We start from the raw sequence: 17,565 nt of genomic DNA on the forward strand, positions 1-17,565 counted from the left end.
AGGCGATCGCCAGCGCGGCGTACCCGGGCGCGTGGGGGCACCTCTCGCTTGCGGGGGAGGGTCGCCTCCATCGAGCTAGAAGCGCGACTCCCCCAGCCACAGCACGCTGGCCCCACTGACGGCCTGCTCGAGGTTCTCCACCACCGCGGCAACCGTACGGCCGAGCAGTGCGCCCAGCGCGTCCGGCAGCGATGCGGCGGCCGGCTGCGCGGACGCCCGGGGGCGCACCAGCGCAAGCAACGAGGATCCCGGGAAGTTGGCGACCCGGACATCGGCGTCCTCGTCCAGGCCGGCCAGGACCTTGGCGCGGCGCACCGCGGTGCGCAGACCGCCGAGTTCGTCGACCAGGCCGCGTTCGAGTGCGTCAGCTCCGGTCCAGACCCGCCCCTGGGCGACAGCGTTGACGGCCTCGGTGGTCAGGTTGCGACCGTCGGCCACGCGCTGCACGAAGTCGTCGTAGATCAGGTCCGCCTCGGCCTCTCGATCGGCCCGCTGCTGCGCGGTGAAGGGCACGTCGGTCGACCACGCGTCCGCATTGGCGTTGGTGCGCACCGCATCTGAGGACACTCCGAGGCGCTCCTTGAGATCGCGAAACACCAGCTTGCCGGTGATCACACCGATCGAACCGGTGATCGTGGCCGGACTCGCGACGATCGCGTCGGCGGCCATCGCGGCGTAGTAACCGCCGGACGCGGCGACCGAGCCCATCGATGCCACTACCGGCTTGCCGCGTTCGCGGGCCCGCGCGACCTCGCGCCAGATGGTCTCCGACGCCGTGACCGAACCGCCGGGGCTGTCGATGCGCAGCACGATCGCCGCTACCGAATCGTCGCGCGCGGCTTCCCGCAGGGCCGCCGCGATCGTGTCGGCGCCGGCGCTGGAGTTGCCGAACGGCAGGAACTGCGGGCCACCGCGGCCGTTGACGATCGGGCCCTGCAGCGTGATCACGGCGAACGTGGGCTTGGGGCGGCGGCCGGGAATCGGCGGCGCCGGCGGCACCAGCCGCGTCCGGGACGCTGCCGCGTAGCGCGTCAGGTTGAGCCGCGGACCCAGCTTTTCGGTGTCGGTGTCGTCCGAAACATCCTCCACACCAACGAGTTCCGCGATTCGCGCATGTGCCTGATCACGGAAGCCGATCCGGTCGACCAGACCGGAGGACACCGCGTCATCGCGCAGCAGCGGGGCCCGGTCGGCCAGTGCGTCGAGCCCGGCCGCATCGATCTTGCGTGACTCGGCGATCCCGTGCCACACCTGGTCCTGCAGACTTTCCAGCATCCGGGTGACCGCTTCGCGATGGGCTTCGGTAAAGCCCTCTTCGGTGAAAACGTTTGCCGCGGACTTGTATTCGCCTCTGGCGACGAACTCGGCCTCGATGCCCGCCTTGTCCAGCGCGGTGCGCAGGAAGGTCGCGTTACTCGCGAAGCCGATCAGTCCGACGCTACCCGAGGGTTGCATCCAGACCTCGCTGAACGCCGAAGCCAGGTAGTAGGACAACGTCCCGGGGTAGGTTTCGGCCCAGGCCAGCGATGGCTTGACCGCGCTGAACGAGGCGATCGCCTCGCGCAGCTCCTGGACCGCGGCCGGCGGTGCGGCCGCGAGTTGCACGCGCGCGATCAGTCCGGCCACCCGGGAGTCTTCGGCGGCCCGGTGGATCGCGGCGACCGCCTGACGCAGCGTTATCGGCCGCTCCGCGCCGGTGACGAACGCCATCGGGTCGAAGCCCGCCGTCTCGGGCGGCACCGAGCGCAGGTTGAATTCCAGCACGCAGCCATTGGGTACACCGCGGTGGCGAGCCGTATCGACGCGGCCGGCCAGGGCACGTACGTCGTCGACACCGGGCAGCGAAGGCAGAAAGGCGAACATGCTCTGCAGCGTACCGATCGACGCCCGTAGGGTGAGTCCGTGAGGTTCTCGATCGCCATCCCGCAGTTCGACTACGACGTCTTCGACACCGAGGGGATGCGCTCCTATGTGATGCGCGCCGAAGAACTGGGGTTCGAAGGAATCTGGACGCTCGAGCAAACCATCGGCCGAGGGCCGCTGCTGGCACCGCTGGAACTGCTGTCGTACTGCGCGGCCTTCACCGAGCGAGTGCGACTGGGGGTGGCCGTGCTGGTGACGTCGCAGCACGAGCCGCTGCAGCTGGCTTCGGCGGTGACCACGGTCGACCGGATCAGTCACGGCCGGCTGGACATCGGTGTCGCACCGGGGCGCGGCGGGCCCACACTCGCGGCGTTCGGCGTCGAAAAGGACACGTTCATCTCGTATTTCACCGAGGGCCTGACCCTGATGAAGGCGGCTTGGTCCGACGAGCCGACGGTGAACTTCCATGGCCGGTTCCGTGACGTCGCCGACCTGCCGTTCCAACCCAAGCCGGTGCAGCGTCCGCACCCGCCGATCTGGTTCGGCGGGTTGGCCCCCAAGGCCTTAGCACGGGCGGTGCGCCACGGGGACGCCTACATGGGTCCGGGCGCGTCACCCACCGAAGCCTTCGCCGCGGCCGTCCCGATCGTGCGCCGCGAACTCGACGAACAGCAGAAGGACCCGGCCGACTTTCCGATCAGCAAGCGCGTTTATCTGATGGTCGACGACGACGCGACACGCGCCCGCGAGCGGGTGCTCGCCGGGCTAGAGCGCACCTACAGCGGAGTGATACCCGGCGTCGAGGCGGTTCCGGTGTCCGGAACGCCCGATGACGTCATCCGTGGGCTCCAAGAGGTGCTCGACGCCGGCGCCCAGACGCTGCTGCTCAATCCGCTGGGCGCCGACGTGGGAGAAAATCGCGAGCAGATGGAACGCCTTGCCGCGGAAGTGATTCCGCAGCTCGGTTAGTCAGCGTCCAAGCTTCTTGCGCAGCCAGGCACCGATCTCGGCGATCGCGTCGTCGACCTCGGGCACCCAGCCCGCGCTCATGATGAAGGAGTGCTGCCCTCCCTCGACTTCGCCCGCCAAGATGTCGTTTCCGGCCGCTTCGAGGCGGCGGGCGAACTCGGCATCCTCGCCGGCGAGCACTTCGTCGCCGCCCCAGAACACCGCGGTCGGCGGCAGTCCCGACAGGTCCGCGGCAAGCAGACTCACGCGGGGGTCGTCGAAACCGACCCCGGTGTCGTCCAGCCAGCATGACCTGAAGAACTCCGCGAGCGGACGCGACAGCAGCCGGTCGCGTTCGGCATTGCTGTCGTAGGTCTCGTTCGTCATCGTCAGGTCGACCCACGGCGAGATCGACACGATCGCGCCCGGCAGGGCGGCCCCTTCGTCACGCAGCGCGATCGCCAGCCCGACCGCGAAGTTACCGCCGATCGAATGGCCAACGCTGGCAATGTTTTCCGGCCGATAATCCTGCGCCAGCAGCCAGTTGTAGGCGGCGCGTACGTCTTCGACCTGCGCGGGGAATTTGTGTTCCGGCGAGCGCCGGAAGTTGAGTACCAGGGATCGCGCCCCCGCCGCCTTCGCGAGGTGCGCCGCCGCCTTGCGGTCGGAGTGCATGGATGCCACGACAGTGCCACCCAGGTGGCCGTGCAGCAACACCCGGTCCGGGTCACTGTCGACGGGAATGCACCACAGCGCCTCCACCCCGCCGGCGTCCACTTCGGCATAGGTCACGCCCTCGGGTTCCTTGGTCGCCAGATGCATCGTCTCGATGACGTCGCGCACCGTGTCCAAGTCGAAGTTGGGGTTGGCGGACCGCGCGCTCAGGGCGCCGAAGAAGTCGGCGAACTCTTTTGCCTGCGTGCTGACCATCGGGATTGCCTTTCACGTCGGGTATTGAGTAACGATCGTTATCGTAACGGACGTTATCCTATGATGGCAGAAGCGTCAACCCCAGGGAGAACCCGTGCGATATCCACCGGATCAGAAGGCACGCGCGCGCGACGCACTCGTTCGCGCCGGCACCCGCTCGCTCAAGACGAGCGGATTCAACGGCGTCGGCGTCGACGGGCTGGCCGCCGCCGCGGGCGTCACGTCGGGCGCGTTTTATTCGAACTTCCCGAACAAGACGTCGATTCTCGAGGCCGTCATCGAGGCGGGAGTGGGTGAACCGTTCGTCACCGACACCGCCGCGATGGACCACGACGAAGCACGGGCGCACATGATCGGGTTTGTGCGCGAATACATGAACGCCGACCACAGCCACGATGTGGCGGGTGGGTGCGTGATGCCCGCGTTGAGCGCGGACGTATCCCGCGCCGAACCGCCCGTCAAGGAGGCTTACCAGCGCAAGATGCTCGCACTGGTCGAGCGGATCACCGAGTTGCTCGACGGAGAAGAGTCCGACCGGCGCCGACGAGCATGGAGCATCGTCGCCTTGATGGTCGGATCGGTACTGATCTCGCGCGGTATGCCTGATCAGAGCGAAACCCGAAGCGCGGCATTGGATTCCGCGCTCGGTACGGCGTCCGCACTAATGGACGCGGGGTCCGCGGACTAAGAGACCTCGGTGGCCGAGCCGCCCGCGGCGGTGATCTTCTCGCGGGCGCTGCCGCTGAACTTGTGCGCGGAGACGTCGACCTTGACGGCAAGGTCGCCGTCGCCGAGGACCTTCACCAACGAGTTCTTGCGAACCGCGCCCTTGGCGACCAGTTCGGCGACGCCGATGGCACCGCCCTCGGGGAACAGCCGGCTGATGTCACCGACGTTGACGATCTCGTACTCGGTACGGAACCGGTTCTTGAATCCCTTGAGCTTGGGCAGCCGCATGTGGATCGGCATCTGACCACCCTCGAAGGTCACCGGCACGTTCTTGCGTGCCTTGGTGCCCTTGGTGCCGCGGCCGGCCGTCTTACCCTTCGAGCCCTCACCACGGCCAACGCGGGTGCGCGCCGTCTTCGACCCGGGGGCCGGCTTCAGGTCGTGCAGTTTGATGGTCATTTGGTCTCCTCCACCTCAACCAGGTGGCTCACCTTCGCGATCAGCCCGCGGGTCTGTGGGTTGTCCTCGCGGACCACCGACTGGCGAATCTTTCGCAGCCCCAGGGTGCGCAGGGATTCGCGCTGCTTCCAGCGCGCCCCGATGGTGCCGCGCACCTGGGTGATCTTCAGCTGGCTCATTGCTGTGCCGTTCCTTCACGCGCTGCACTGGCGGCCAGCGCTTCACTTTCCCGTCGCGCCTTCAGCATTCCGGCCGGGGCGACATCCTCGATCGGCAGGCCGCGGCGAGCAGCCACCTCCTCCGGGCGCTGCAACAGCTTGAGCGCGGCCACCGTGGCGTGCACCACGTTGATCGCGTTGTCGCTGCCCAGCGACTTGGCCAGGATGTCGTGCACCCCAGCGCATTCCAGCACGGCGCGCGCGGCACCGCCGGCGATCACACCGGTACCGGGGCTGGCCGGGCGCAACAGCACCACACCCGCGGCCGCCTCGCCCTGCACCGGGTGAGTGATCGTCCCGCCGATCAGCGGGACCCGGAAGAAGCCCTTACGCGCCTCTTCCACGCCCTTGGCGATCGCGGCCGGAACTTCCTTGGCCTTGCCGTAGCCGACGCCGACCATGCCGGCGCCGTCACCCACGATGACCAGAGCGGTGAAGCTGAAGCGCCGACCACCCTTGACCACCTTGGAAACACGGTTGATCGCGACGACCCGCTCCAGGTAGTTGCTCTTGTCTCCGTCGCGGTCACGGTCGCGGCCGCGGCCACCGCCGCCGTCGCGCCGACCCCGCCCGTCACGGGAGTCGCGGGAATCGCGGCCGTCACGGCTGTCCGGGGCGCCTTGCCCCCCAGCGGACTGCTCCGCCATTATGCGGTCCTTCCAGTTGTCATCAGAATTTCAATCCGTTCTCGCGCGCGGCGTCGGCCAGCGCGGCGATCCGTCCGCCGTAGCTGTATCCGCCACGGTCGAACACCACGCTGTCGATGCCGGCGGCCTTGGCGCGCTCGGCAATCAATTGGCCGACCCGCACACTGTGGGCCTTCTTGTCGCCGTCGAGTCCGCGAACGTCGGACTCGATGGACGACGCGGCCGCCACCGTGGTGCCGTTGAGGTCGTTGACCAACTGCACGTGAATGTGTCGCGCCGACCGGTTCACCACCAGCCGCGGACGCTCCGAGGTGCCGGAGATCTTCTTGCGCAGCCGGGCGTGCCTGCGCAGCCGCGCGACGCGGCGAGTCGCGGAGATGTTCTTCCCCACCGGCTTTTGCGTTTCAGCCTGTGTTTTCGCCATGGCTACTTACCTGTCTTTCCGACCTTGCGGCGGACCTGCTCACCCTCGTAACGCACGCCCTTGCCCTTGTACGGGTCGGGACGGCGCAGGCGGCGGATGTTCGCCGAAATCTGGCCGACTTTCTGCTTGTCGATCCCCGTGACGCTGAACTTCGTCGGCGTCTCCACCGCGAACGTGATGCCCTCGGGCGCCTCGATCAACACTGGATGGCTGTATCCCAGCGCGAACTCGAGGTTGCGGCCCTTGAGCTGCACCCGGTAGCCGACCCCGAAGATCTCCATCTTGGTGGTGTAGCCCTCGGTGACGCCAGTGACCAGGTTGGACACCAGCGTGCGCGAAAGCCCGTGCAGCGAACGGTTTTCCCGCTCGTCGTCCGGACGGTTGACCACGATCGCACCGTCTTCGCTGCGAACCACCGTGATCGGCTCGGCGACGGTCAGGTCCAGGCTGCCCTTGGGCCCCTTGACCGAGACCTTCTGGCCGTCGATCGTTACGTCGACTCCGGCGGGAACCGGAATCGGCTTCTTACCAATGCGCGACATGGTTACCCCCTCACCACACGTACGCGAGGACTTCGCCGCCCACGCCTTGTCTGGCTGCCTGACGGTCGGTGAGCAGACCTGACGACGTCGAGATGATCGCCACGCCCAGCCCGCCGAGCACGCGCGGCAAGTTGGTGGATTTCGCGTACACCCGCAGACCGGGCTTGGAGACCCGGCGCAGGCCGGCAATGCTGCGTTCCCGGCTGGGTCCGTACTTGAGCTGAACGACCAGCGCCTTGCCGACCCGAGCATCTTCGGTCCGGAAGTCGCTGATGTACCCCTCGCTCTTGAGGATCTGGGCGATGTTGGCCTTGATCTTGGAGTGAGGCAACGTCACCTCGTCGTGATACGCCGAATTGGCGTTGCGCAGACGTGTCAAAAAGTCTGCGATCGGGTCCGTCATTGTCATGACAGCGTCTGTAACCTTCCTCGCGATGGTTCCCGTTAGGGGCCTGTCGCGCACCTGTTCTGGGTTGGTCTCTCGTCCTGTGCCTGTTACCAGCTGCTCTTCTGCACGCCGGGCAGTTCGCCCGCGTGCGCCATTTCGCGCAGGCAGATCCTGCACAGCCCGAACTTGCGGTAAACCGCACGCGGACGTCCGCACTTGTTGCAGCGGGTGTAGCCACGCACCGCGAAGCGCGGTTTGGCGTTGGCCTTGTTAACCAGTGCCTTCTTAGCCATCTACTCAGTTCTCCTTGAACGGAAAGCCGAGAGCCCGCAACAGCGCTCGTCCTTCGTCGTCGTTCGTCGCCGAAGTGACGACGTTGATGTCCATACCGCGAACCCGGTCGATCTTGTCCACGTCGATCTCGTGGAACACCGACTGCTCGGCCAGTCCGAAGGTGTAGTTGCCGACGCCGTCGAACTGCTTGGGCGAAAGCCCGCGGAAGTCACGAATACGCGGCAGCGCAATGGAAGTGAGCCGGTCGAGGAACTCCCACATCCGGTCGCCCCGCAGCGTGACCCGCGCGCCGATCGGCATGCCCTCGCGCAACTTGAACTGCGCGATGGACTTGCGGGCCTTGCGAATTTCGGGCCGCTGCCCGGTGATCAGGGCCAGGTCGCTGACCGCGCCGTTGATCAGTTTTGCGTCCCGGGCGGCGTCGCCGACACCCATGTTGACCACGACCTTGGTCACGGTCGGGATCTGCATCACGTTGCCGTAGTTGAATTCCTTGTGCAACGCATCACGAATCTCGTTGCGGTAGCGCTCTTTCAGGCGCGGCTGCACTTTTTCTGCAGTGCTCATCAGATGTCCTTGCCGTTGGTCTTGGCGATACGGACGCGCTTACCGGTCTCCTCGTCGACCCGGTAGCCGACGCGGGTCGGCTTGCCATCGGAGTCGACCACCATCACGTTGGAAATGTGAATGGGCGCTTCCTGAGTGACGATTCCGCCCGAGCGGGCGCCGCGCTGGTTGGTCGAAACAGCGGTGTGCTTCTTGATCGCGTTGACACCCTCCACCAGCACGCGGTCGCGGTCCGGGTAAACCTTCAGCACTTTGCCTTTGGCGCCCTTGTCCTTGCCCGCGATCACCAGGACGGTGTCGTCCTTCTTGACCTTCATCTACAAAACCTCCGGGGCCAGCGAGATGATCTTCATGAATCGCTTCTCGCGCAGTTCGCGCCCGACGGGCCCGAAGATGCGGGTACCGCGCGGGTCGTTGTCGGGCTTGATGATTACCGCGGCATTCTCGTCGAACTTGATGTAGCTGCCGTCGGGACGCCTGCGCTCCTTGACGGTGCGCACCACGACGGCCTTGACGACGTCACCGCGCTTGACGTTGCCACCCGGGATGGCGTCCTTGACGGTGGCGACGATGACGTCACCGATGCCGGCGTAGCGTCGCGACGAGCCACCGAGCACCCGGATGCACAAGATCTCCTTGGCGCCGGTGTTGTCGGCGACCTTCAGCCGCGATTCCTGCTGAATCACTCGATCTCCTGACTGAGTTCACGTGTGCACGGCAGGAGAACACCTCGGCAAGCCTCAAGAAAGCAAGGCCCACCACAAACCTGACGTGCGCGGTCTTTGTTACCGAAGGGCACGCGGGGCCTGTGACGTTCGCACGCACCGGCCGAGGTCTGCCCAAGGCAACCCCTAGAGTCTAGGTGAAGACCTGCTCAGCGCCAAATTCCTGGCCGGCCGAAGCTCGCAGACGTCAGTCGCCCTGGCGGATCCAGGCCAGGATGTACAAAGTCATTGCCGTTACCAGCGCGAGCAGCACCCACTGCACGACGGCCTGGTCGATCCACGAGCCCGGGGGTGGTGACCCGGGCAGGATAGTTCGCAGCGGGACGATCGCGAACAGCATCGCGGCGTACCACGTCCCGAACGGCGGCACGAACTTCCTGCGGCCCATCACCATCGGAATGGCCACCGACAAGCCCAAGATCGGCAGCGTGACGAGCACGATGCAGATGAATATGTCGAAGACCAACGGCCCCTTGGCTCGCTTCATCGTGATGACCAGCTGAGCGTCGTCGAGGCCACGCGAGTTCACTTTGCTGGTTTCGTCGTCGCGGCTGACGGTGACATCCCAGCCGTCCAACCCCCCGGTCACCTCGACGCGGGCGGGTAATTTTCTGCGGTCGTCACCGGATCCGATGAAGGTGTCGGCGGAGATCTTCTCGGTGCGGTAGGTGTCGAGCGGCCAGTTGGCCGGATCACCGTGGGCCTCGATGGTGGTTTCGACCTGTGCCGGCGCCTTGCCTTTCGGGAACTGCAGATCGCCGAGGTCGTTCGTCGGATACAGACGCACCGCGACGTCGGTGTTCAGCACGTCGAATCGCTTGTCGTACAGCGTGTCCGGGGGATAGACCAGGACATCCACCTTGAGACGATTGGACGTGGTTTTGAAGTCGTCCAGACGCAACTGCACGATCGTGTCGTTGCCGCCGCCCTCGCTGAGGTCCAGCGGCGGAAGCGGCCCCTCCGATCGCTGCAAGTAGTGCACACCGAACAGCGAGAGGACGTAGACGCCGATCACCACGGCCAGAATGAACGCGCCCAGTGACAGGCGCGGGCGGTGCCGGTTCAGATAGCCGAGGAGGCCCGACTTCTTCGCCGATGGTTCCTCCGAGGGCGCCTGTGTCGGCGGGGTTTCGGTGGTCATCGGTCCCGGCCGGCAACTCGCTGGCGAAGTCCAGCTTGACGGGGCGACACGGGCAGATGGTAGCGAACATCCGCACTGCCCGCGCAACTAAACCTCACGCCCCGGGGACTACTGTCACCTGCCCGAAAGCCGTCGTTCACGCTCGGTGCCGGATCCGGGGTCGGCCACGCAGCGAAACCCGATGTGAGTGGTCGCGGTGTCCTGCGATTGCGGCGACCGGGCGGCCGGACGGTAGCGGTGGCAGTACTCCGGCGCGCACAGGTGCGAGCCGCCCTTCAGGGCCTGGCTGACGGCCGGGTCGGCGGGCCCCGAGGGGGTGCAACACGCCTTCGGGGGCTGATCGAGCCGATGGTGCGCGGAAAACTCGGTGGCGGTCCACTCCCAGACGTTGCCGATCATGTCGTGCAGTCCGAACCCGTTCGGCGCAAACGTCCCCACCGGCGACGTGCCCACCCAGCCGAGGGCACCGTCGTTGCGGTACGGGAAGTTGCCCTGCCATGTGTTGGCCATCAGTTGCCCGCCGGGCTTGGGCTCGTCTCCCCACGCGTAGGTGGTCGCGCTGCCGCCGCGGGCCGCATACTCCCATTCCGCCTCCGTCGGCAGCCGCCGCCCGGCCCAGCGCGCGTAGGCGGCCGCGTCCGGATACGCGACCTGAACGACCGGATGATCGGCCCGGTCCGCGACATCGCTGTCCGGTCCGAACGGGTGCTTCCAGCTCGCGCCCGGCACCCACTCCCACCACTGCCGCCAGTCGCGCAGGTCGACCGGGCCCGGGGTGGGACGGAAAACCATCGCGCCCGCGCTGAGCTCGCCGGGATCGATGCCGGGGTACAGCCGCGGATCGATCGGCTGCTCGGCGACCGTGACATAGCGTGTGGCGGCGACGAATTCGGCAAATTGGGCGTTTGTCACCGGATGCCGTTCCACCGCGAACGAGCTCACCGTCACGGTGTGGATCGGCGCCTCTTCGGGATAGAAGCTCGTGGAGCCCATCCGGAAGGCTCCGCCGGGCAGATCGACCAACTCGGTGAGCACAATTTCAGGGTAGGCGGCGCCTGACCCGCGTTAGTCGGATCGCCGGTACCACGCGAACATGTACAAGCCCATCGCCCCGACAAGGGCGATCAGCACCCAGATCACCAGCGCTTGGTCGATCCAGGCACCCGGCGGTGGGGCCCCCGGTAGGAAGTTGCGGATCGGGATGACCGCGAACAGCAGCGCGGCAAACCACCCGCCGAACGGGGGCACCACCTTCCGCTTACCGATCACCATCGGAATGACGACCGCCAACGCGATGGTGGGCATCGCAAACAGGACCAGGCAGATTCCCAGATCGAAGATCAGCGGCGCCTTGGACCGGTGCAGCGTGATGATCACGCTGTCGCCGCCTTCGCCTACCCGCGCAACGCTGACGTCCCAGCCTTCCAATTTTCCGGTCACCTCGATACGGGCCGGCTTGTATTTGCGGTCGTCACCGGATCCGACGAGCACGTCGGCCGAGAGGGTGTCCGTCTCGTAGGAGTCGAACGGCCAGATCTCCGGGTCGCCGTGGGCCTCGACCGTGGTGGCCACCTGGGCCGGCGACTTCCCCGCCGGATAGACCAGGTCCCCCAGGTCGTTCGGCGGATCCATCCGCACCGCGGTGTCCTGTTTCAAGACGTCCAGGCGCGAGTCCCACATGGCCTCCTGCGGGTACACGAGCACCTTCACCCCGAGGCGATTGGCGACCGTCTTGAGCTCCTCGACACGGATCAAAACGACGGTGTCGTCGGATGCGTTGAGATCGGGGGCCTTCAGTGGCGCCGCGGACTCTCCCAGCAGAACAAACCCGAACAACGACAACGCGTACACCACGACGAAGCCGCCGAGGATCGCTATGCCCAGCAGCCGGTGGCGCTTCGGTTTTTCCGGTGGCGCCGGGGCGGCGTGCGCAGGCGGGGCTTGAGCGGTCATCGGTCACCTCCACGGCGGACAACTGGCGGCGGCTCGCAATTCGCTGGGCGATTCCAGCTAACCGGAGCCGACACGAAGTCAGATGGTAATCAACGCGCGGCAATCGCGCTCGAAATGCGGCTTTTCGCAAACTGCCTTCGTCATTCCCTCCATCGGGTGCGAACCGCCAATTCACCCGATGTTTGTTTGCGCGTCGCTTCGATAGCTGTAAATGTCGACGTGTGTCGAAAGCGGGGTGGACATGCACCCCGAAACCGGGCTCGCCGCCGATGCCGGGCGCCGTCTGGCACGTCGGGGCTGGCCACGCTGCCGGAGACCGAGTGCACAGCTGCCGGCCCCTGTTCCGATTGACGCGGTTACCCCAGGTCACCGCTCCCACGAACCACCCCGCGTCGCTAGACTTCGATCACAGCTCAAGGCCGTCTCACCCCCGGCCGTTCCCAAGGAGGCATTCAACGTGAAGCACAACAGACCGGCTGCCGCCATAAGCGTGCTGACCGCGGCCGCACTGGTGCTCTCGGGATGCGGAAAACCCCACACCTCGCTGTCTTACGCCAACGGAGCGCGAGTCGATTGCGGCGGCAAACAAGACCTCACCGCCAGCGGTTCGACCGCGCAGGCAAATGCGATGAAGCGCTTTGTCGACGCCTACGCGAAAGCCTGCAAGGGACAAAGTCTGTCCTACACCGCAAACGCTTCCGCCGCAGGCGTCGAGGACTTTCTGGCGGGCAAAACCGACTTCGCCGGATCCGACCTGCCCCTCACCGGTGACCAGTACGCGGCCGCCAAGCAGCGCTGCGGCGGCGCCGACGCGTGGAACCTTCCGGTGGTGTTCGGGCCGATCGCCATCACCTACAACCTCAACGCCGTTGATTCCCTGGTGCTCGACGCGCCCACGCTGGCCAAGATTTTCAACGGCACCATCACGCGCTGGGACGATCCGGCCATCACCGCGATGAATACCTCGATGCCGCCGGAAAACATTCACGTCATCCACCGCGCCGACCCGTCCGGCACCACCGCCAACTTCCAGGCCTACCTGCAGGCCGCATCCGGCGGGGCCTGGGACAAGGGCACCGGCAAGATCTTCAACGGCGGCGTAGGCACCAGCGCCCACGGCAACGTCGGCACGTCGTCGGAGGTGAAGAACACCGAGGGCGCGATCTCTTACAACGAGCTGTCGTTCGCGTTGGACCAGGGCCTGTTCGCCGCCCAGATCAAGACCCCGGCAAGCCGCAAATCATTGCGCCCGGTCCGCATTGGGACCGACACCGTCGGCAAGACCATCGCCAACGCCAAGATCGTCGGCAAGGGTAACGATCTCGTGCTGGACACCACGCCGTTCTACAACCCCACCCAGCCCGACGTGTACCCGATCGTGATGGTCACCTACGAGATCGTCTGCTCGAAGTACACCGACCCGGCTGTCGGCCAGGCGGTCAAGGCGTTCCTGCAGGCGGCCGTCGGACCGGGCCAGGTCGATCTCGACAAGAACGGCTACATCCCGTTGCCGCCTGACTTCCAGTCACGCGTCTTCACCGCTATCGACGCCATCACCTCGTCGTCGATAGAGAATGTGCGCTAAGACTTTTCGCGCTCTAGGTCTTCTTAGGCGTTCTTCGATCTCGTTGCCGCCACCAGCCGACCAGGAACAAGGCCAAGGCGACGACGAGCGCGATCAGCACCCATAGCACGACGGCCTGGTCGATCCAGGAACCGTACGGTGGATTGCCCGGCAGGATATTACGCAGCGGGACAATGGCGAACAGCATCGCGCCGTACCAGGTTGTCAGCGGCGGCAAGAACGAAGTCCGGCCCAGCGCCACCGGAATGGCCACCCACAACGCCAGCATCGGCAGGGCGACGAGTACCAGCACCACGCCGACATCGAAGATCAGCGGTCCCTTGGACCGGTGCAGCGTGATGACGACGTTGTCCATGACGTTGGGATCGGCATCGTCGGGGTCGTGGACCCGGGTGACGCTAGCGTCCCAACCGTCCAGCCTTCCGGTGACTTCCACGCGGGCAGGCGCCTTTTCGCGGTTTTGGCCGGTTCCCGTGAATACGTCGGCCGCGATGACTTCCGTCTTGTACGAGTCGAAAGGCCAGTTACCCGGATCGCCGCGCGCCTCGATGGTGGTGGTCACCTGCGCCGGTGCCTTACCAATCGGGTACTGCAGGTCGCCGAGGTCGTTATCGGGATACAGGCGCACCGCCGCATCGGTGGTCAGCACACCGAAGTTCTTGTCGTACAGCGAATCTTTGGGGTAGACAAGCACATTCACCGTCAGGCGATTCGCCACCGTTTTCAGCTCGCTCAGGTTCACCTGCACGACGCTGTCTTCGGCCTCGACCTTGCTGAAGTCGACGGCGGGCAACGGCGGCGCCGATTTGGCCAACAGGTGCACGGCAATGAGGGATAGGACGTAGACGCTGATGACTGCTACGAGAATCCCGAAGGCTATTGCGATTTGGCGACCGCGCGTTCCTGATTTCGACGGCGGCAGCGGCGGGGCTTCAGCGGTCATCGGACATCACCACCACGAGTAGAACGGATAGTTTGACGCCTTTCCCGGCAGGCACGGGGTCAGATGCTAGCAGTCAGGCGGCCTGTTTCACGGGATAACGACCGCGAATTGCTGCATCACCGTGGATTTCGCCGCACTGAAACCGGGGGCACCCGGAGACCCCTGCAGATGGACGACCACGAGAAATGCCTTGGTGTTCGTCCAGATGTGGGTGATGCGGTCAGCGAAGGCGAGCCCGCCGGTGCTGCCGGCGAGCAACTGGCTGCTGTAGCCGCAGAACTGAGCCGCTTCGACGCTGACCTGCACGCCCGGGTTGGCGGTGCGCAGATCGGCACCGTAGCGCAGGAACGCCCCGCCGGGTTCGAGGTCGGTCGGGGTGATCGTCACCCTGGCCGATAATCCGTCGGACCCGCTCGCGGTCAGTGCGACATCACCACTGCCGGGGGCCGAGTTCCAGCCGTCGGGCAGCGGCACGGTGAGCCTTGGGGCCACCGGATCCGATACCGATGCCGCCGTCATCCGGCCGTTGCCGGTGGCGGCGGGCAGGCAGGCCAGGGCGTTGGGCGGAATGTGATCGGGCGGTGTGGCCTCGACGCCGGGCACCGGCTCAGCCGGGTCGGACTTGCGCGGTGCGCTGGACGCCGTCGTCGAGGCGGCCGTCGTGCCGGCCCGAACGGCGTTGCCGCCCGTGGTTTTCCCGCAACCGCAGACCCCACCTACCAGCACGCAAATCACACCCGCCGTGGCGAGCGGGACAAACGCGGCTCGTCGCGATTGTTCAGTCACGCGAGAATGCAAGCGCAAGTTCGGTTTCCACGTCTTGGTAAGGGCGCCCGGACAAGTCGATGGTGACCGCGGCGATGGTGCCGCCGGTGAAGACGAACGGTGCCTTGTACCGGCTGGATACTCCGGATCCGCCGTTGCGGCCGACGGTGATGCCGGCCCCCGCCAAACCGAAGGTTCCGGGGTGGGTGGTCACATCGGCGAGCGTGCCAACTACCTCGTCATCGATGAACAGGGTGACGTCACCCAGTGGCGTATGACTGTTCGGCACCGTGCCGGTCCGCGTGTAACCGGCGCCGAAGAGGTGTCTGCCCAACGGCACCGCGTCCGACGAGGACACCAGCTGCTGGCGCTCGCCCAAGAAGTTGTAGACGTAATGCAGGCGCCCGTCCTGGATGAACAGCACATGACCGCCGTGCGCACCGCCCTGTTTGAACAACACGCCTTCGGCACCGGTGGTGTCCACGGTCACGTCGGCCAGCACGCCGAACGAGCGGCCACGGATTTCGGCGGCGGCGCCGATTCCGACGTCGGCGCAGTCGGGGTAGTAGATGTAGCTGGTCCGCTCCCCCACCAGGTAGGGCCGGGAGCGCGTCAGCGTCTCCATCAGGTTCAGGTCCGCCAGTGGCAGTCCGTTGTACTTGGCGGCCTCGGAAAACCACAGTGCCTTAAGCTCTTCCAGCTTCTCGGGTTGCTCGGCAGCCAGATCGTGGCACTGGCTGCGGTCGGCCTCGATGTGGAACAGCTCCCAGCGATCGGCGTCGAAGTGCGACCAGCCCGCCGGCGTGGCGGCGTGCACGGTGTTGGCGAACCAACCGTTGTGCCAGATCCCGCGGGTGCCCAGCATCGTGTAGAACTGGGTCTGCTTGCCGGTGTCTGCGGCCGGATCATCAAGGGCCACTTTGAAACTCACACCGTCTAACGGCTTCTGCGAAATACCTTTGACCGTGTCCGGCGCGGTCATGTCCAGCAGGTCGTAGATGGTCGGAGTGATGTCGGAAACGTTGACGTAGTTGTCGCGCACCTCTCCGTGGGCCGCAATTCCGTTGGGCCACGAGATGATTGCCGAGTCGGCAATACCGCCTTCGTGCGAGGCGTAGCGCTTATAGAGCTTGTAGGGCGTATTGAAGGCCATCGCCCAGCCGATCGGGTAATGGTTGTAGGTCGCGGGCCCACCGAGCTGATCGAAGAGCTTCATGCTCTCCTCGACGGTGTCGATGTACCCGTTGAAGAATTTGCCCTCGTTCACCGAACCGTTCGGCCCGCCTTCACCGCTGGCGCCGTTGTCGGAAATCACCACGACGATGGTGTTGTCGAGCTGGCCGGACTCCTCGAGATAGTCCAGGACGCGGCCGATCTGGGCGTCGGTGTAACTGAGGAAACCGGCGAACACCTCGGCCATCCGCGAAAACAGCATCTTCTCTTCGTCATTGAGCGAGTCCCACGGTCGAACGGTGTCCTGCAGCGGCCACGGCTCGCCGCCCGGCCCCGTGACGTCCAGATACGGGTTGATCGGGGACAGTTCGGTGTCCGGCGGCACGATCCCCAACGACTTCTGGTTTTCCAGCACGACCTCGCGGTAGCGTTCGTAGCCCATGTCGAACCGGCCGGCGTACTTGTCGGCCCACTCCTTGAAGACATGATGCGGCGCGTGTCCGGCGCCGGGGCACAGATAGGTGAACCAGGGCTTGTCGGGCGCAATCACCTTGGCATCGCGGATGAATTCGATGGTCTTGTCGGCGAGATCCTTCGACAGGTGGTAGCCGTCTTCGGGCGTGCCGGGCGGGTTCACCGGGTGGTTGTCGTAGACCAGGTCGGGGTACCACTGGTCGGTCTCACCGCCCATGAAGCCGTAGAACCGCTCGAAGCCGCGCGAGGTGGGCCAGTGCCGTTTCGTCGAGGCCATGCTGCATTCTTCGAGCGGCGTGAGATGCCACTTGCCGACACAGTAAGTGTTGTAACCACGTTCGGCGAGCACCTCGGAGATCAGCGCGGTGTCGGTCGGGATCCGGCCGTTGCAGTTCGGGAAACCGTCGGTGAATTCTTCGATGGTGGCCATGCCGACCGTGGTGGCATTGCGACCGGTCAGCAACGACGCGCGGGTCGGCGAGCACAGTGCGGTGGTGTGGAATTGCGACAGCCGGATGCCACGCTCGGCAATCCGCGTCATCGCGGGCATCTCGACCAGGCCACCGAAGCAATCCCAGGTCGCGATGCCGGTGTCATCCCAGACCAGATACAGGATGTTCGGCGAATTCTCCGGGGCGGTCGGTGCCGCATACGGGCCCCAGTCCGGCTCCGAATCGCGAATGTCCAGCTCGATCTTGCCTTGAAAGCCTTGCGCGTCAGGGGACATGCGCCGAGCGTAACCCCACTGCGAAATTTCCGACCTTTTTTCGCGGTGGGATTACGCTCGCGAACGCTGCGTGGACCCCGGCTCGCGAATGCAAAACGCCCGAGACCGCGAGGTCCCGGGCGTTGCATGC

Annotated in this window: 21 protein-coding genes; 3 read left to right on the forward strand and 18 right to left on the reverse strand. The window is 65.7% G+C overall.

Annotated elements, in window-relative coordinates; genetic code table 11:
* Window positions 1–75 precede the first annotated feature (75 nt).
* Window positions 76–1,863 (reverse strand): signal peptide peptidase SppA, encoded by a 1,788-nt coding sequence (sppA, locus tag AAHS21_RS00740; protein ID WP_342925844.1) that lies wholly within the window; start codon window positions 1,861–1,863, stop codon window positions 76–78.
* A 39-nt stretch (window positions 1,864–1,902) separates the two neighbouring features.
* Between sppA and AAHS21_RS00745 the strand changes: the two genes are divergently transcribed.
* On the forward strand, window positions 1,903–2,832 hold the full coding sequence (locus tag AAHS21_RS00745; protein WP_342925845.1) for an LLM class flavin-dependent oxidoreductase: 930 nt from the start codon (window positions 1,903–1,905) through the stop codon (window positions 2,830–2,832).
* On the opposite strand, the gene AAHS21_RS00750 is transcribed toward AAHS21_RS00745, so the two are convergent.
* A complete protein-coding gene (locus AAHS21_RS00750; RefSeq protein ID WP_342925846.1) occupies window positions 2,833–3,741 on the reverse strand; it encodes an alpha/beta fold hydrolase in 909 nt (302 codons plus the stop codon).
* Between the two features lie 94 nt (window positions 3,742–3,835).
* Here AAHS21_RS00750 and AAHS21_RS00755 point away from each other — a divergent pair, with 94 nt between their 5' ends.
* Window positions 3,836–4,429, forward strand: coding sequence for a TetR/AcrR family transcriptional regulator (locus AAHS21_RS00755; protein ID WP_342925847.1), 594 nt, complete (start codon window positions 3,836–3,838; stop codon window positions 4,427–4,429).
* On the opposite strand, the gene rplO is transcribed toward AAHS21_RS00755, so the two are convergent.
* From rplO to AAHS21_RS00820, 13 genes are all read right to left on the reverse strand, one after another.
* Window positions 4,426–4,869, reverse strand: a complete 444-nt coding sequence (rplO, locus tag AAHS21_RS00760; RefSeq protein ID WP_096284807.1) for a 50S ribosomal protein L15 — start codon at window positions 4,867–4,869, stop codon at window positions 4,426–4,428. The two genes, AAHS21_RS00755 and rplO, sit on opposite strands and share 4 nt — an antisense overlap.
* On the reverse strand, window positions 4,866–5,048 hold the full coding sequence (gene rpmD, locus AAHS21_RS00765) for a 50S ribosomal protein L30 (protein ID WP_330976193.1): 183 nt from the start codon (window positions 5,046–5,048) through the stop codon (window positions 4,866–4,868). Before rpmD ends, rplO begins: the two co-directional genes overlap by 4 nt.
* Window positions 5,045–5,734 (reverse strand): 30S ribosomal protein S5, encoded by a 690-nt coding sequence (gene rpsE, locus AAHS21_RS00770; protein ID WP_096284803.1) that lies wholly within the window; start codon window positions 5,732–5,734, stop codon window positions 5,045–5,047. Before rpsE ends, rpmD begins: the two co-directional genes overlap by 4 nt.
* A 22-nt stretch (window positions 5,735–5,756) precedes the next feature.
* Window positions 5,757–6,125, reverse strand: coding sequence for a 50S ribosomal protein L18 (rplR, locus tag AAHS21_RS00775; protein ID WP_342926523.1), 369 nt, complete (start codon window positions 6,123–6,125; stop codon window positions 5,757–5,759).
* 35 nt (window positions 6,126–6,160) lie between these two features.
* Window positions 6,161–6,700, reverse strand: coding sequence for a 50S ribosomal protein L6 (gene rplF / locus AAHS21_RS00780; protein ID WP_096284799.1), 540 nt, complete (start codon window positions 6,698–6,700; stop codon window positions 6,161–6,163).
* A gap of 10 nt (window positions 6,701–6,710) precedes the next feature.
* Entirely contained in the window at window positions 6,711–7,109 is a 399-nt protein-coding gene (gene rpsH, locus AAHS21_RS00785; RefSeq protein WP_036466727.1) for a 30S ribosomal protein S8, read from the reverse strand.
* An 86-nt stretch (window positions 7,110–7,195) separates the two neighbouring features.
* A complete protein-coding gene (locus AAHS21_RS00790) occupies window positions 7,196–7,381 on the reverse strand; it encodes a type Z 30S ribosomal protein S14 (RefSeq protein ID WP_090600437.1) in 186 nt (61 codons plus the stop codon).
* A gap of 4 nt (window positions 7,382–7,385) precedes the next feature.
* On the reverse strand, window positions 7,386–7,949 hold the full coding sequence (gene rplE / locus AAHS21_RS00795) for a 50S ribosomal protein L5 (protein ID WP_342925848.1): 564 nt from the start codon (window positions 7,947–7,949) through the stop codon (window positions 7,386–7,388).
* Window positions 7,949–8,266 carry a 50S ribosomal protein L24 gene (rplX, locus tag AAHS21_RS00800; RefSeq protein ID WP_342925849.1) on the reverse strand — a complete coding sequence of 106 codons (318 nt, stop codon included), beginning with the start codon at window positions 8,264–8,266 and terminating at the stop codon, window positions 7,949–7,951. Before rplX ends, rplE begins: the two co-directional genes overlap by 1 nt.
* The gene (gene rplN, locus AAHS21_RS00805) at window positions 8,267–8,635 is read right to left on the reverse strand and encodes a 50S ribosomal protein L14 (RefSeq protein ID WP_003403649.1); all 369 of its coding nucleotides are present in this window, start codon (window positions 8,633–8,635) and stop codon (window positions 8,267–8,269) included.
* 226 nt (window positions 8,636–8,861) lie between these two features.
* Window positions 8,862–9,815 (reverse strand): DUF4436 domain-containing protein, encoded by a 954-nt coding sequence (locus tag AAHS21_RS00810; RefSeq protein ID WP_342925850.1) that lies wholly within the window; start codon window positions 9,813–9,815, stop codon window positions 8,862–8,864.
* A 114-nt stretch (window positions 9,816–9,929) separates the two neighbouring features.
* Window positions 9,930–10,850, reverse strand: a complete 921-nt coding sequence (locus AAHS21_RS00815) for a formylglycine-generating enzyme family protein (protein WP_342925851.1) — start codon at window positions 10,848–10,850, stop codon at window positions 9,930–9,932.
* A gap of 30 nt (window positions 10,851–10,880) precedes the next feature.
* Window positions 10,881–11,768 (reverse strand): DUF4436 domain-containing protein, encoded by an 888-nt coding sequence (locus AAHS21_RS00820; RefSeq protein ID WP_342925852.1) that lies wholly within the window; start codon window positions 11,766–11,768, stop codon window positions 10,881–10,883.
* Between the two features lie 457 nt (window positions 11,769–12,225).
* Between AAHS21_RS00820 and pstS the strand changes: the two genes are divergently transcribed.
* Window positions 12,226–13,353 (forward strand): phosphate ABC transporter substrate-binding protein PstS, encoded by a 1,128-nt coding sequence (gene pstS / locus AAHS21_RS00825; protein ID WP_342925853.1) that lies wholly within the window; start codon window positions 12,226–12,228, stop codon window positions 13,351–13,353.
* Between the two features lie 13 nt (window positions 13,354–13,366).
* Here the strand turns inward: pstS and AAHS21_RS00830 are convergent, their stop codons facing one another.
* The 3 genes from AAHS21_RS00830 to AAHS21_RS00840 all read right to left on the reverse strand — a co-directional run bounded on the left by AAHS21_RS00830 (window position 13,367) and on the right by AAHS21_RS00840 (window position 17,435).
* A complete protein-coding gene (locus tag AAHS21_RS00830; RefSeq protein WP_342925854.1) occupies window positions 13,367–14,296 on the reverse strand; it encodes a DUF4436 domain-containing protein in 930 nt (309 codons plus the stop codon).
* Between the two features lie 87 nt (window positions 14,297–14,383).
* Entirely contained in the window at window positions 14,384–15,082 is a 699-nt protein-coding gene (locus AAHS21_RS00835) for a hypothetical protein (RefSeq protein WP_342925855.1), read from the reverse strand.
* Entirely contained in the window at window positions 15,075–17,435 is a 2,361-nt protein-coding gene (locus AAHS21_RS00840) for an arylsulfatase (RefSeq protein ID WP_342925856.1), read from the reverse strand. Before AAHS21_RS00840 ends, AAHS21_RS00835 begins: the two co-directional genes overlap by 8 nt.
* Window positions 17,436–17,565 lie beyond the last annotated feature (130 nt).

It is taken from the genome of Mycobacterium sp. 050272, from assembly GCF_039023525.1.
Taxonomy (GTDB): Bacteria; Actinomycetota; Actinomycetes; order Mycobacteriales; family Mycobacteriaceae; genus Mycobacterium.

What these genes read in the sequence shown, in the direction of transcription:
- AAHS21_RS00810 (WP_342925850.1), bottom strand. Translation starts at nt 9,815, where the DNA reads ATGACCACCGAAACCCCGCCGACACAGGCGCCCTCGGAGGAACCATCG.
- AAHS21_RS00790 (WP_090600437.1), bottom strand. Translation starts at nt 7,381, where the DNA reads ATGGCTAAGAAGGCACTGGTTAACAAGGCCAACGCCAAACCGCGCTTC.
- rpsH (WP_036466727.1), bottom strand. Translation starts at nt 7,109, where the DNA reads ATGACAATGACGGACCCGATCGCAGACTTTTTGACACGTCTGCGCAAC.
- rplE (WP_342925848.1), bottom strand. Translation starts at nt 7,949, where the DNA reads ATGAGCACTGCAGAAAAAGTGCAGCCGCGCCTGAAAGAGCGCTACCGC.
- AAHS21_RS00840 (WP_342925856.1), bottom strand. Translation starts at nt 17,435, where the DNA reads ATGTCCCCTGACGCGCAAGGCTTTCAAGGCAAGATCGAGCTGGACATT.
- AAHS21_RS00750 (WP_342925846.1), bottom strand. Translation starts at nt 3,741, where the DNA reads ATGGTCAGCACGCAGGCAAAAGAGTTCGCCGACTTCTTCGGCGCCCTG.
- rpsE (WP_096284803.1), bottom strand. Translation starts at nt 5,734, where the DNA reads ATGGCGGAGCAGTCCGCTGGGGGGCAAGGCGCCCCGGACAGCCGTGAC.
- rplX (WP_342925849.1), bottom strand. Translation starts at nt 8,266, where the DNA reads ATGAAGGTCAAGAAGGACGACACCGTCCTGGTGATCGCGGGCAAGGAC.
- rpmD (WP_330976193.1), bottom strand. Translation starts at nt 5,048, where the DNA reads ATGAGCCAGCTGAAGATCACCCAGGTGCGCGGCACCATCGGGGCGCGC.
- AAHS21_RS00820 (WP_342925852.1), bottom strand. Translation starts at nt 11,768, where the DNA reads ATGACCGCTCAAGCCCCGCCTGCGCACGCCGCCCCGGCGCCACCGGAA.
- rplO (WP_096284807.1), bottom strand. Translation starts at nt 4,869, where the DNA reads ATGACCATCAAACTGCACGACCTGAAGCCGGCCCCCGGGTCGAAGACG.
- AAHS21_RS00830 (WP_342925854.1), bottom strand. Translation starts at nt 14,296, where the DNA reads ATGACCGCTGAAGCCCCGCCGCTGCCGCCGTCGAAATCAGGAACGCGC.
- rplF (WP_096284799.1), bottom strand. Translation starts at nt 6,700, where the DNA reads ATGTCGCGCATTGGTAAGAAGCCGATTCCGGTTCCCGCCGGAGTCGAC.
- sppA (WP_342925844.1), bottom strand. Translation starts at nt 1,863, where the DNA reads ATGTTCGCCTTTCTGCCTTCGCTGCCCGGTGTCGACGACGTACGTGCC.